The organism is Streptomyces vilmorinianum (genome assembly GCF_005517195.1).
Taxonomy (GTDB): domain Bacteria; phylum Actinomycetota; class Actinomycetes; order Streptomycetales; family Streptomycetaceae; genus Streptomyces; species Streptomyces vilmorinianum.
The window spans coordinates 4,650,360-4,663,505 of record NZ_CP040244.1 but is presented as its reverse complement, the minus strand read 5'-3'; the positions used below and the strand labels follow the sequence as shown (position 1 = coordinate 4,663,505).

The window sequence follows — 13,146 nt, the reverse complement described above, 5'->3', positions numbered from 1 at the left end:
TCCTGCCGAAGAGACGGCCTGCCGGACGGGTCCCGTGACCGGGGAGGGGGGCGGAGCGGTGGGTCCGGGTGCGCTCGAATCCTGCGGTCGGTGATCCGCGTCCGGCGCGCGGGTGCGCCCGGCGGCACCCGGGCGCGTGACAAAGAGTGACCGGCGTGCGCTCCGGCGCATGCGTCGACGAGGGGCGCCGGAGGCTCCCGTCCCGCCTCGATGTCGCTGTCAGTGGGAGGCCGTACGGTCGGCATATGGCCACTGCCGACGATGTACGCAGAATCGCGCTCTCGCTGCCCGGGGCGGTCGAGAAGCTCGCCTGGGGCATGCCCACCTTCCGGGCGGGCCCCGGCGGGAAGATCTTCGCCTCCCTGGACGACGACGACCAGGCGATGGGGGTGAAATGCCCCAAGGAGGAGCGGGAGGAACTCATCGCGTCCGAGCCCGCCAAGTTCTTCACGCGGGAGGGCCACGACGACGGCTATGCCTGGGTACGCGTCCGGATCGGCGCCCTTGACGACGAGGACGAGCTCCGCGCGATCCTCGCCGACTCGTGGCGCCAGGCGGCTCCCCGCAGACTCCTGGAGCAGTACCCGGAGGTGGGTGCCCCGCCGGAGGAGTCCTGAGGCGGTTCCTGCTCAGCGGTTCAGCGGGTCAGCGCTTCAGCGGTCCAGGAAGGACGTGACGCGCAGCCGGAGGCCGGCCGGGTCGAGGCCGTGGCCGACCAGGTGCTCGTCGATGCTTCCGTACTTGCGCAGCTCGCGGCGGGAGACGCCGAGCCCCAGGACGCGGTGGGGGAGCGTGGCGAGGGCGTCGTTGGCGGCGGCCGTCGAGGTGCCGGCGAGGTAGGGCTCGACGAGGACGACGTCCGGGCGCGCCGCGGAGGCCGCCCGGCGCAGGGTCTCGGCGTCGAAGGGTCGGACCGTGGTGGCGTAGAGCACCGTCACATCGAGTCCCTCGGTGGCGGCGAGGACGTTGTCCAGCATCGGGCCGACCGCGACGACGACCCCCTCGCGGCCTTCACGGAGCGTGGTGAAACCGTTGGGGGCGGCGACGGGGCGCGGTGCGGCGTTGGACTGCAGCGAGAGCCGGACGTAGACGAGATCGTCGCCCGCGACGGCCTGCCGCAGCAGGGCCTCCGCCTCGTCCGGATGGCCGGGGACATGGACCGTCCAGCCGTCGAGGGTGTCGAGCAGGGCCACGTCGCCGGGCGACATATGGGTGAATCCGCCGGCCGGCCAGTCGTACGACGCACCGGCGCTCACCAGGACGCCACCCACCCCCTGATGGCCGAAGTCCAGCTTGAGCTGCTCGAAGGGGCGCTCGACCAGGAAGCTCGCGAAGGTGTGCATGACCGGCCGCATCCCGGTCAGCGCGAGCCCGCCACCCGCGCCGATCAGGAGCTGTTCCCGGATGCCGACATTGATCACGCGGTCCGGATGGCGTCGCTGGGCCTGCTGGAACCCGTCCTTGCTGATCTCGGCGAGGACGAGCGCGAGGCGGGGGTCCTCGTCGAGCAGGCGGCTGGTGGTCGAGATGAAGCGGTCACGCATCGTGTCCATGGCGGGGCTCTCTTCTCTGCGGCTGTCGGGGCTGGCGGGGCTGTCGGGGCTGGCGGGGGTTCTCAGGCGTTCTTGGGCTCGACGCGGGCGACGACTGCGCGCGGGCGGCCGGGGTGCGGGGCGGTGAAGGCGGCGTACAGGGCCTCGTGATCACGCCCGTCGACGGTCTCGGCGGACCAGCCGGCGGCCTCGAACCGCGAGGCGATCCCACCGGGCCATCCGTAGGTGGCGGAGCTGTTGTCGATCACCAGCGTGTGCAGCTGCTCCAGGCCGGCGGGCCCGGCGTAGCCGATGGCCTCGTGATTGCTGCCCTCGTCCAGCTCGGCGTCCCCGATGAGCACCCACACTCGCGGCTCGGTGAGCCCCTGGGCCCGCAACCCGAGCACACTCCCCACGGCGAGCGGCAGCCCGTGCCCCAGCGACCCACTCCCGATCTCGGCCCCCGGCACGAGCGTCCGGTCAGGGTGATGCCCGAGCGGCGAGTCGTACGAGCCGAACCCGGTGAGCAGCTCCTCGGGGAGGAACCCCTTGGCGGCGAGCACGGCGTAGTACGCCATCGGCCCGTGCCCCTTCGACAGCAGGAACCGGTCCCGCCCGACGTCCCCGACGGTCTCGGGCGACACGCGCAGCACCCGGTCGTACAGCACCCACAGGGCATCGAGCGTGGACGTCGCGGCGGGCGAGTGCTTCTCGGCACCGGTCATGAGCCCCATGAGCCGCGAGAGCCGCTCGACACCGGGCCGGGCGTGGGGGTGGTGGTGGATCGGGATGAGGGCGTCCGTCGTGTTCGTCATGCCACACACCGTGCAACCTCAAGCTAGCTTGAGGTCAAGCGCGCCAAAGGGTTCGTGACCACCCGGGGAAGTGCGGTATTGTTCTCATGCGCGTTCGGCCAGGGGAAACCCCAGGTCAGACGGGCACCGGGACGTGGCGCAGCTTGGTAGCGCACTTGACTGGGGGTCAAGGGGTCGCAGGTTCAAATCCTGTCGTCCCGACTGTGCGGAAACGCAGGTCGGAGGCCGTTCTCTCATCCATGAGAGGGCGGCCTTTCGTGTGTCCGGGGGCGTGGTGGTCGCAGGCCCGGGCCGGGACCGGTTCGCCACGTCGGTCCTGGAGACGGCCGTCCTCGCGCTCGCACCTTGGCGCGGCCGGCGACCGCGTCCCCTGCGGCGTCTCTGTCGGGATCATGGACTCCATGCCGGCGCTCCTGGAGCCGTGGACGCATTCTCGCTCGCGGACGGGGACCACCGCTGCGGTGTCAGTCTGCTGGGCTATCCTTCCCGCCACCGCACACCGACTCTAGGGATCACGAGAATTGACCGGCCTGTCTGCTTTCCCGCTGCCCTTTCATGCCTCCCGTTCCATATCGTTCGCAACACCCCGAACGCTGCGGGAACTTCAGATGATGCAGTGCAGCGCGCACATTCGGGCGAAGCCGGGGTGGTTCGACAAGATGAACGATGCCGACATCGTCGCCAGGTGGACGCAGGAAGCGGTCGCCCAGGGCCTCACCGAAGCGCAGGTTCGTTACGTGCTCGCCGAACTCGCGCACTACGCCGCGTTGCGGGACGGAGGAACCGGCATCGAGGTGTCCGCCGTCGACGGGGTGTGGCAGTCGGACACGCTCGTCGACGACAAGCTCAATTCCCGGCTGCGTGAGGCGGTTCGGGTTCTGGAACAGGTCCCCGAAGCAGAACAGGACTGGCATCCCGGATCCGACGGGCAGGTACTGGATCTGGTTCATCCCTCACTGTTCTGCCTGGTGAGAGAGGCGAGCGGCGCGCCCGAGCGGGCTTGGAAGAACCCGACGGACCGCTACTCGACGTACGAGTTCTCGGAGCGGTTCCAGTGGCTGCCCACGGACGTCGACGTCAGTGACGACGGCGATGTCGCCTTCCGTTCGTACGTCAACAACGTCCACCCCGAGACCCATCACGAACTGGCCTCCGTCCTGCCGGACCTGTTCGCGCGCATGCGCCCGCTGCTGGAGAACGTGCTCACCGATCTGCGCCATCCGCGGCCCCCGCGGATCGAGGCCGATCCTTACGGGTGGTACGACTCGGAACCGGAGTATCCGAACAAGTCCTCCTACAGTGATGCCGCGGCCCACGCGGACGCCCTCGAAGCATGGACAGAGGCCCACGAGGACTGGTGGGAGAACCGCCGCCCGGTCATCCCGGACGCCCCCGCCTTCACCCCGCCCGAGTTGCCCGACGCATCCGCCCGAGTCGACGTGCGTGGCCGACGTCTTCAGGTCATCGTCAAGCTCGCCACCGTTCATCTCACCCTGGACAAGCCCGAGTACCCAGGCGGTTCCTGGCATGTCGAGGGGATGTTGAACGAGCGGATCGTCTCGACCGGCATCTACTACTGGGACAGCGAGAACATCACCGAGAGCCGGCTGAGTTTCCGGGCGGCCCTCGATGACCCGCACTACGAACAGAACGACGACAACGGTCTGCGTGAGGTCTACGGCCTGGAGGACGAAGACGCGCTGAACCAGATGCTGGGATCGGCATCGACGCCGGCGGGTCGCTGCCTGGCGTTCCCGAACATCCTGCAACACCGCGTCGGCTCGTTCCGACTCAAGGACCCCACTCGCCCGGGACACCGCAAGATTCTCGCGTTCTTCCTGGTCGACCCGTCGGAAAAGATCGTCTCGACATCCGATGTGCCACCGCAGCAGCCGTGGTCCGACACCTCGACCATGACGCTTGAAGAGGCCAAGAACTACCGCGAACAACTCATGCAGGAACGTAAGTTCTTCGTCGACGAACACAACGAGCAGCTCTACGAACGAGAATTCTCCCTCTGCGAGCACTGAACCTGGGTCGCCTGCGGATCCAGCGGAGCCGGTGCGGCGCCGTCGAGGCCGGCGTACACGGTGCCCATGCCGCCCGAGCCGGGGCGCCCGGGGGACCACACGGTGTGCGCGAGGGCGCACGGCCGCTGAGACGCGAGGTGGCAAGGGCAAGCCACCGTTCGCGGTCGCCCGGCGGGCTTCGGCTTCAAGACGCACGGCGTTATGTGAGGCATGGGAGTCGTGTCCCGCCGAGTGTTGCGTGTACCTCACCGGCGGGTGCTGTTCAAGGAGAGCTCTCGACGGCCAAGCTGAGCGTCGTGCTCCGGATCATTGCGGGTGCACTTCTGATCGTGTGGACAACACGCCGGTGACGGCCAGAGCAGCGAACGGAGAACACCCGTGATTGTCGGAGTCCTCAAGGAAGCGCGGGCAGGTGAGAGTCGCGTCGCGGCCACGCCGGCCACGATCGAACAGATCCGCACACTGGGGTACGACGTGGTCGTCGCCTCGGGTGCGGGGGGCGCGGCCGGGTTCACCGACAGTGCCTACGAGGCCGCCGGCGCGACCGTCGGCGACGCGGCTGCCGCGGACGTGGTGCTGGGGGTCAACGCCCCGACCCCGTCGCAGCTGGACCGGGTGGGCCCGGAGGCGACGGTGATCGCCCTGTTCGCGCCGGCCTTCGACCCGGCGATGGTCGAGGATCTGGGCCGCCGGCCGTTCACGGCGCTGTCGATGGACGCCGTGCCGCGCATCAGCCGGGCGCAGTCGATGGACGTGCTGTCGTCCATGGCGAACATCGCCGGCTACCGGGCCGTCATCGAGGCCGCCCACGAGTTCGGGCGCTTCTTCACCGGCCAGGTGACCGCGGCGGGCAAGGTTCCGCCGGCGAAGGTGCTCGTCGCGGGTGCCGGCGTCGCCGGTCTGGCGGCGATCGGTGCGTCCGGCTCGCTCGGCGCGATCGTACGGGCGACCGACCCGCGACCGGAGGTGGCCGATCAGGTCCGCTCGCTGGGCGGCGAGTACCTGTCGATCGAGTCCCCGGAGGTGGAGGTCTCGAAGACCGGCTACGCCAAGGAGATGGGCGACGACTACAAGGCGCGCGAGGTCGAGCTCTACGCCGCGCAGTGCCGCGAGGTCGACATCGTCATCACCACCGCGCTGATCCCGGGCCGTCCCGCGCCGACGCTGATCACCGCGGAGATGGTGGCGAGCATGAAGCCGGGGTCGGTGATCGTCGACATGGCGGCCGCCAACGGCGGCAACGTCGAGGGCACTGTGAAGGGCGAGATGATCGTCACGGAGAACGGCGTGACGATCATCGGATACACCGATCTGGCGGGCCGGCTGCCGGCCCAGGCCTCGCAGCTGTACGGCACGAACCTGGTGAACCTGCTGAAGCTGATGACGCCGGGCAAGGACGGGTCGCTGATCCTTGACTGGGACGACCCGGTGCAGCGCTCGATCACCGTCGTACGCAAGGGTGAGTCGGCGTGGCCGCCCCCGCCGGTCCAGGTCTCCGCGGCCCCGGCCCCCGCGCCCGCGGCGGCCGCGACGGAGCCGGCGAAGCCGAAGAAGGCGCCGATGACGGCGAAGCGGAAGTTCGGCGGCGTGGCACTCGGCGCGCTGGCGCTGTTCCTCACCGCCGCGTTCGCCCCCGCGGCGCTGCTGCCCCATGTGACGGTCTTCGTGCTCGCGATCGTGATCGGCTACTACGTGATCGGGCACGTGCACCACGCGCTGCACACGCCGCTGATGTCGGTGACGAACGCGATCTCCGGGATCATCGTCGTCGGCGCGCTTCTGCAGATCGGCCACACGAGCACGGCGGTCACGGTGCTCTCGTCCGTCGCGATCCTTCTGGCCAGTATCAACGTCTTCGGCGGCTTCGCGGTGACGCGTCGCATGCTCGCCATGTTCAACCGGAGCTGACATGTCTGCGACCCTCGCCGCACAGGCGGCCTACCTTGTTGCCGCGCTCTTGTTCATCCTTGCGCTGGCAGGACTCTCCAAGCACGAGTCGGCACGACTCGGCAACGCGTTCGGCATGCTCGGCATGGGCGTCGCGCTCGTCGCGACGGTCGTGCTCGCGTTGGACGGCGACGTCAGCGGCGCCGGCCTCGGCCTGATGGCCGTCGCGATGCTGATCGGCGCGCTGATCGGCCTGCAGCGAGCCCGCGGCGTCGAGATGACCGGAATGCCCGAGCTGATCGCGCTGCTGCACTCCTTCGTCGGTCTGGCCGCCGTGCTGGTCAGCTGGAACGGCTTCCTGAACGTCGAGCACGACCCGAACGGCCACGAGGCCAAGGCGCTGGACGCGCTCGGCACGCTGGGCATTCACCACGCCGAGGTGTTCATCGGCCTGTTCATCGGCGCGGTGACCTTCACCGGCTCCGTCGTGGCCTACCTGAAGCTGGCCGCGAAGATCGACTCCAAGCCGTTGGTGCTGCCGGGCAAGAACGCCCTGAACCTCGGCTCGCTGGTCCTGTTCCTCGCCCTGACGGTGTGGTTCGTGATCACGCCGGAGCTGTGGCTGCTGATCACCGTGACGGTCCTGGCGCTGGCCCTCGGCTGGCACCTGGTGGCCTCGATCGGCGGCGGCGACATGCCGGTCGTCGTCTCGATGCTCAACAGCTACTCCGGCTGGGCGGCCGCGGCCTCCGGCTTCCTGCTCGGCAACGATCTGCTGATCATCACCGGTGCGCTCGTCGGCTCCTCGGGTGCCTACCTGTCCTACATCATGTGCAAGGCGATGAACCGCTCGTTCCTCTCCGTGATCGCCGGCGGCTTCGGTATCGAGGCGCCGTCGGGCTCGGACGTCGACTACGGCGAGCACCAGGAGACAACCGCCCAGGGCGCCGCCGAACTCCTGGGCTCGGCCCGGTCCGTGGTCATCACACCCGGGTACGGCATGGCCGTCGCCCAGGCGCAGTACCCGGTCGCGGAGCTCACCTCGAAACTGCGCGCGAAGGGCGTCGACGTACGGTTCGGCATCCACCCCGTCGCGGGCCGCCTGCCCGGCCACATGAACGTGCTCCTCGCCGAGGCCAAGGTGCCGTACGACATCGTGCTCGAAATGGACGAGATCAACGACGACTTCGCCAAGACCGACGTCGTCCTCGTGATCGGCGCCAACGACACGGTCAACCCGGCCGGAGCGGAGGACCCCGGCAGCCCGCTCGCCGGTATGCCGGTGCTCACCGTCTGGGAGGCCGGCAAGGTCATCGTGTTCAAGCGCTCGATGGCCTCCGGATACGCAGGCGTGCAGAACCCGCTGTTCTTCCGGGAGAACACCGCGATGCTCTTCGGCGACGCGAAGACCCGGGTCGAGGACATCGTCGGCGCCCTCTGAGAAGCGCGACGGGTGAGGACCTCCCGGCTCGGCGTGGACGGAGACGACGTCCACGCCGATGCCGGAAGGCCTTCCGAGAGCCGTCCGCGATCGGGGTCATCAGGAAACCGCCCCCTATCGTTGTCCGCGCGGGTGATCCGCACCCGTACCGCACGCAGCTCAGGAGCCCGCATGCACCACTTCGATGTCGAGACCCTGACGGCGGGCCGGTGGCGCAACGGTGGGGGCGCCACGCGGGAGATCGTCTCGTGGCCGGTGGGCGCCGAGGAGTTCCAGTGGCGCGCGAGCGTCGCCGACATCGACCGGGACGGGCCGTTCTCGGCCTTCCCCGGTGTCGACCGGACGTTCACCCTCCTGACGGGCGACGGCGTGCGGCTGACGGCCCCCGGGGCATTCGATCGGACGGCGCGCGCGGGGGAGCCTCTCGGGTTCCCCGGTGACCTGGAGTTGACCGCCGAACTGCGGGGCGGGGCCTGCCGGGTGCTCAACATCATGGTGCGGCGCGACCGCTGGTCGGCCCGGGTGGACCGGACCACCGGACCTGTCGTGCTGCCCAGCGGCCACGCCGGGGTGTTCCACGTGCTGCGCGGCGACTGGCGGACGGGTGCCGAGGAGCGCCCTCTGGCTGAGGGGCAGGGCATGTGGTGGGACGAGAACGACGTTGCGCCGGGCCGAGCGGTCGCACCGCTCTCGCCCGGCGCCGTCGCCCTGTGGGCGGACGTCGCGCCTGTGAGGTGAGTACGGTGGCCGGCAACGGGATCCGCACGGCGATGCCCCCTGCTGCCCACCGGTCCTCGTCAAATCCGGCCGCTGTCCAGGGCAAGGGGCGTAACCAGTCGCCCTAGCGGCTGCCGCCGCTGTAACGGGCCTCGCACATGCGCACCTCATGATCGGAATGCCAACTCGTCCGGCGGCGTCCCACGCGGCTGATCAGCGGGTGTTGCGCGGCGTGCGGTGCCTGCGGACTCACGGGGTCCTGCTCGACAGCGTCGCGCGCGGCACACCCGCGGACGAGCACGAACCGCTCGCCGCCACGGCCGCCGGGCTCCTGGCCGCCGCCCTCCCCGCGGTCCCGGAGCGCGGAGCCATGGACGCCGGGCTCAGCCTCCTCGGACCCCACGTCCTCGCGCTCCTTCGACGCGTACGCGACTGGCCAGGCGTTCTCCAGCAGACCGCGGAGGCCGCGGTGGAGTGTGCGCTTCTCCTGACGACAGCCCAGCACCGGGCGGGCGACTACGCCTCCGCGCTCGCTCTGGGGGTGAAGGCGAGGGAACTGGGCGAACAGCGCCTGGGGAAGGACCACCCCTTGATCCTCAGCCTCAGACAGCGCGTCGGCAAAGCCGTCTACCGGCTCGGGCGCTTCGAGGAGGCGGAAGCGATCGACCGTGAGGCGCTCGCCGACTGCGAGCGTGCGCTCGGGCCCACCGCCCTGGTGACGCTGAATGCGTGCATCGCCCTCTCGCGTCCTCTCTACCAGCTCGGACGGACAGCGGAAGCCGTGTCCCTGATGAGGCGGGCCGTCGTCGGCCGGGCCGCATCGCTGGGCCCGTTCCACCCCTTGACGCTGCTGGCCCGGTCCCACCTCATCGAAGTACTTCCGGGGCCCGAGTCGGACGCCGAGGCCCCGGCCGGACCCGAGCTCGTCACGGACTGCCGCCGAGAACTCGGCCCGCACCATCAGATCACCTTGGCCGTCGAGCTCGATTGCGCCTACGCCCTGTTCTACACAGGCCATCCAGTCGATGCCTTGCCCCGCGCCCGCGAGACGCTCACCCATCACGAGCAGCTCTACGGGGTCGAGTATCCGATCACGTTGGCCGCGCGGCATCTGCTCGCCAGCGTCCTGGCCGCTGTCGGGGAGCAAGCGGAGGCGGTCGCGCAGATGGAGAAGGTGGTGGCGGGGAGGCGGCGGGTGCTCGGCCCCGACCATCGTTGGACCCTGTCGGCCCAGGAGCAGCTCGCAGAGTATCGAGCGGAGGGAACGTCGTTCTGAGGGGGGGAGTAGAGGCGCGGTGAGGGGTTCTCCGAGGTGCGGATCGCCCCTCCGCCTCGCGGTCTTCGGCGCGAAGGCCGCTGTCGCGCACCGCGTCCACTCCCCTACAGTGCGTGATGCCCGCACCGGCCCGTGACGACGTACAGCCGCCGAACAGGAGTGCACCCGTGGCCACTGACGCCCGCCCCGGCTCCCTTCCGAGTCCGTCCCCGGCAGGTCGCCGGGTGCCCGAGCTGGATCCCGCGCTCGTCGGGGAGTGGCAGGCCGGGGGAGGGGAGCTCATCGATCTCTTCGCCGAGGCGCGTGAACGGCTCGGTGGGGTCGCCGCGATTCGGCTCGGTCCGGGGCCGACCGTCCTCGTCACCGATCCCCAGGCCGTGCAGCACGTGCTCGCGCTCCATCCCGACCGGTACGTGAAGCGTTCGCACCGCGCCCGCCTGCTCATCGGTGACGGCGTCCTCGCCGCGACGGGCGAGGCGTGGCAGCGGCAACGGCGGCTTCTGCAGGCCCAGTTCACCGGCCGTGGCATGCGCCGCTACGAGCAGCGGATCGCCGAGGCCGCCCGGACCGCCGCGGCGCGCTGGGACGCGTACGCCCGTACCGGGCAGGTCTTCGACGTCGGCGACGAGATGCGCCGCTTCGCCCTGGACACCATCTGGCGATCCCTGACCGGACACCCTCTCGACCCCGGCACGGAGCGTGAACTGGCCGCCGTGCCCGCCGTGGTGGCCGCGCTGCCCAGCCTCCCCGCCGACGGCGCCGCCCAGGGGGCCGTCGCCGCCGAGTTGGCCGGAATCGACGCCGTGGCGAGCCGCGCCATCACCGCCGCCCGGGAGCTCGGGGCAGGACCCGACGGCCCGGGCCTGCTGCACGTCCTGCTGGAGGCGGCGGGTACGCGCCCCGAGTACACCGACCGGCTGATCCGCGACGAGCTCGTCACCCTGCTCGTCGCCGGTCACGAGACCACCGCCACCACCCTGACCTGGCTCCACCTGCTGTTGGATCGCAACCCGGAGGCGCGGGAGCACGCCCTCGCCGCGGGCGCCGAGGGCTCACCCGAACGGCGGCAGGCCGTCCAGGCGCTCGTCCACGAAACGCTGCGCCTCTACCCGTCCGCCTGGATACTGCCGCGCTGCGCGGCGGAGGACGACGACCTCGCTGGATACGGGATCGACGCCGGGACCGACGTACTGGTCTGCCCCTACCTCACGCACCGGGACCCCGGGCTCTGGGGCGACCCCGAGCGGTTCGACCCGGGGCGCTTCACGACCCCCGGACGACGCCCCAACCACCCCGGGAGCTACCTTCCGTTCGGCATCGGACCCCGGGCCTGCCTCGGCCTGCAGTTCGCCCTCAGGGAGTCGACCGTCCTCCTCGAACACCTGCTGCCCGCCCACACCCCGCGCTTCCGCTCCACCCCGGCCAAGGCCGCGTACAGCATCACCGTCCGCCCCGACGGCCCCACACCCGCGGTGCTGGGCGGCTAGCGAAAACGCTTGGACTGCGCGGGCGCCCTCGCGGGACACTGCCAACCCTGTCCGACTGGTCCGACTGGTCTGACAAGGAAGGGTTGGTATGGGATCGCCTGAATCGCACGAAAGTTCGCCGGGCAGGGGTCCGGTGCTCCTCGCGCTTCGTTACTACGGAAGGGAGTTGGCCCGTCTCCGGTGGCTGACGGCGCCCGCGCTGCTGCTCCCGGCGCTGGGCAACATCGGCATCAACTACATCGCGCCGCTGGTCGTCGCGAAGCTCGTCGGCCGGATCGCGGGGGACGACGGCACCGACACCGGCACCGACACCGGCACTGGCACCGACATCGGCTGGGCGTTGCCGTACGTCCTCGGCTTCGCCGGCGTCCTGCTGCTCGCCGAGGCGTTATGGCGCGTCGGACTGCACTGCCTGAACCGCCTTGACGCCCGCGGCATCGAGCACCTGTACGTGATCGGCATGGACGAACTCTTCGCCAAGGACGCCGCGTTCTTCCACGACAACTTCGCCGGGTCGCTGACCAAGCGGATCCTGAGCTTCGCCTCCCGCTTCGAGGAGTTCGTCGACACGCTGACGTTCTCGGTCATGGGCAACTTCGTTCCGCTGGTGTTCGCTTCGGTGGTGCTGTGGCAGTACGACCCGCTGCTGGTGGTCGGCCTCCTGGTGATGATCGCGATCACCGCGGGGTGCGTGACACCCCTGATCCGCCGCCGTCAGGCGCTCGTCGCCCAGCGCGAGCAGGCCATCGCCCGGGTGTCGGGCCACGTCGCCGACAGCCTGACGAACATGGACACCGTCCGGTCCTTCGCCGCCGAGGAACGCGAGGCCGCCGAACACCGGTCCCGCGTCGCGGAGTCGCGGCGGCTCACGCTGCGCTCGTGGGACTACGGCAATCTGCGCATCGACACGCTCGTCGCTCCGATGTCCGTGCTCACCAACGTCCTGGGCCTGCTGGTCGCCCTCGCGCTCGGCGGGGGAGAGCACGGTGTGGAGGCGGTGGTCGTCGCCTTCACGTACTACGCCAACGCGACGCGGATCATGTTCGAGTTCAACCAGATCTACCGCCGCCTGGAGAGCTCCATGACGGAGGCCGCGCAGTTCACCGAACTGCTTCTCGAGCCGCCGACCGTGCTCGACCCGGCGTCCCCGGAACCGCTGCTGTCCCGAGCGGCCGACGTGCGCTTCGAGCAGGTGACGTTCGCCCACGCGGGCGCGGAGCCGCTCTTCGAGGGACTCGACCTGGCCGTGCCCAGCGGGGCGAAGATCGGTCTCGTCGGCCGGTCAGGCGGGGGCAAGACCACGCTCAGCCGGCTGTTGCTGCGGATGACGGACATCGACGGCGGCCGGATCCTGATCGGGGGGCAGGACATCAGCAGACTGCGCCAGGCCGAACTGCGCAGCCTGATCGCCTACGTGCCGCAGGACCCGGCGATGTTCCACCGCACGCTGCGCGACAACATCGCGTTCGCCCGGCCGGACGCCACAGACGCCGAGATCCGCCGCGCGGCGGAGGCGGCGCACGTCACGGAGTTCGCCGACGCGCTTCCCGACGGCTTCGACACCATGGTGGGCGAGCGCGGGGTGAAGCTGTCCGGCGGCCAGCGCCAGCGGGTCGCTCTCGCCAGGGCCATCCTGCGCGACGCGCCGATCCTGCTGCTCGACGAGGCGACCAGCGCGCTGGACTCCGAGAGCGAGATCCTGGTCCAGGACGCGCTGTGGCGGCTCATGGACGGGCGGACGGCGCTCGTGGTGGCACACCGGCTGAGCACGGTCGCCACCATGGACCAACTCGTCGTCCTCGACCGCGGACGGATCGTCGAGCAGGGCACGCACAAGGAACTGCTTGCCGCGGAAGGCGCCTACGCGCGGCTGTGGCAGCACCAGTCGGGAGGGTTCCTCGACGACACCCCCGCCCGGGCCGACCTGCACTGAACGAGCGACCTCTTCGTCCCGCCCGGTG

Annotated in this window: 10 protein-coding genes and 1 tRNA gene; 9 read left to right on the top strand and 2 right to left on the bottom strand. The window is 70.3% G+C overall.

What is annotated here, in order from left to right:
• Positions 1 to 245: 245 nt before the first annotated feature.
• Positions 246 to 617 carry an MmcQ/YjbR family DNA-binding protein gene (locus FDM97_RS21830; protein WP_137992188.1) on the top strand — a complete coding sequence of 124 codons (372 nt, stop codon included), beginning with the start codon at positions 246 to 248 and terminating at the stop codon, positions 615 to 617.
• Positions 618 to 653: 36 nt separating this feature from the next.
• Here FDM97_RS21830 and FDM97_RS21825 read toward each other — a convergent pair whose 3' ends face one another.
• Both FDM97_RS21825 and FDM97_RS21820 read right to left on the bottom strand, forming a co-directional pair.
• Positions 654 to 1,553, bottom strand: coding sequence for a transketolase family protein (locus tag FDM97_RS21825; RefSeq protein WP_137992186.1), 900 nt, complete (start codon positions 1,551 to 1,553; stop codon positions 654 to 656).
• Positions 1,554 to 1,615: 62 nt separating this feature from the next.
• Positions 1,616 to 2,347, bottom strand: coding sequence for a thiamine pyrophosphate-dependent enzyme (locus FDM97_RS21820; protein ID WP_137992184.1), 732 nt, complete (start codon positions 2,345 to 2,347; stop codon positions 1,616 to 1,618).
• 127 nt (positions 2,348 to 2,474) lie between these two features.
• Here FDM97_RS21820 and FDM97_RS21815 point away from each other — a divergent pair.
• From FDM97_RS21815 to FDM97_RS21780, 8 genes are all read left to right on the top strand, one after another.
• Positions 2,475 to 2,548 (top strand) — tRNA-Pro (locus tag FDM97_RS21815).
• A 320-nt stretch (positions 2,549 to 2,868) separates the two neighbouring features.
• Positions 2,869 to 4,377 (top strand): DUF4246 domain-containing protein, encoded by a 1,509-nt coding sequence (locus tag FDM97_RS21810; RefSeq protein WP_137992182.1) that lies wholly within the window; start codon positions 2,869 to 2,871, stop codon positions 4,375 to 4,377.
• 378 nt (positions 4,378 to 4,755) lie between these two features.
• Complete coding sequence (locus FDM97_RS21805) at positions 4,756 to 6,285, top strand: Re/Si-specific NAD(P)(+) transhydrogenase subunit alpha (protein WP_137992180.1); 1,530 nt, start codon at positions 4,756 to 4,758, stop codon at positions 6,283 to 6,285.
• A gap of 1 nt (position 6,286) precedes the next feature.
• The gene (gene pntB, locus FDM97_RS21800; RefSeq protein WP_137992179.1) at positions 6,287 to 7,705 is read left to right on the top strand and encodes a Re/Si-specific NAD(P)(+) transhydrogenase subunit beta; all 1,419 of its coding nucleotides are present in this window, start codon (positions 6,287 to 6,289) and stop codon (positions 7,703 to 7,705) included.
• A gap of 171 nt (positions 7,706 to 7,876) precedes the next feature.
• Complete coding sequence (locus tag FDM97_RS21795) at positions 7,877 to 8,443, top strand: HutD/Ves family protein (RefSeq protein WP_137992177.1); 567 nt, start codon at positions 7,877 to 7,879, stop codon at positions 8,441 to 8,443.
• A gap of 157 nt (positions 8,444 to 8,600) precedes the next feature.
• Complete coding sequence (locus FDM97_RS21790) at positions 8,601 to 9,698, top strand: tetratricopeptide repeat protein (RefSeq protein ID WP_254705712.1); 1,098 nt, start codon at positions 8,601 to 8,603, stop codon at positions 9,696 to 9,698.
• Between the two features lie 167 nt (positions 9,699 to 9,865).
• On the top strand, positions 9,866 to 11,185 hold the full coding sequence (locus FDM97_RS21785; protein WP_137992173.1) for a cytochrome P450: 1,320 nt from the start codon (positions 9,866 to 9,868) through the stop codon (positions 11,183 to 11,185).
• Between the two features lie 88 nt (positions 11,186 to 11,273).
• The gene (locus tag FDM97_RS21780; RefSeq protein ID WP_137992171.1) at positions 11,274 to 13,118 is read left to right on the top strand and encodes an ABC transporter ATP-binding protein; all 1,845 of its coding nucleotides are present in this window, start codon (positions 11,274 to 11,276) and stop codon (positions 13,116 to 13,118) included.
• The last annotated feature ends 28 nt before the right edge of the window (positions 13,119 to 13,146 follow it).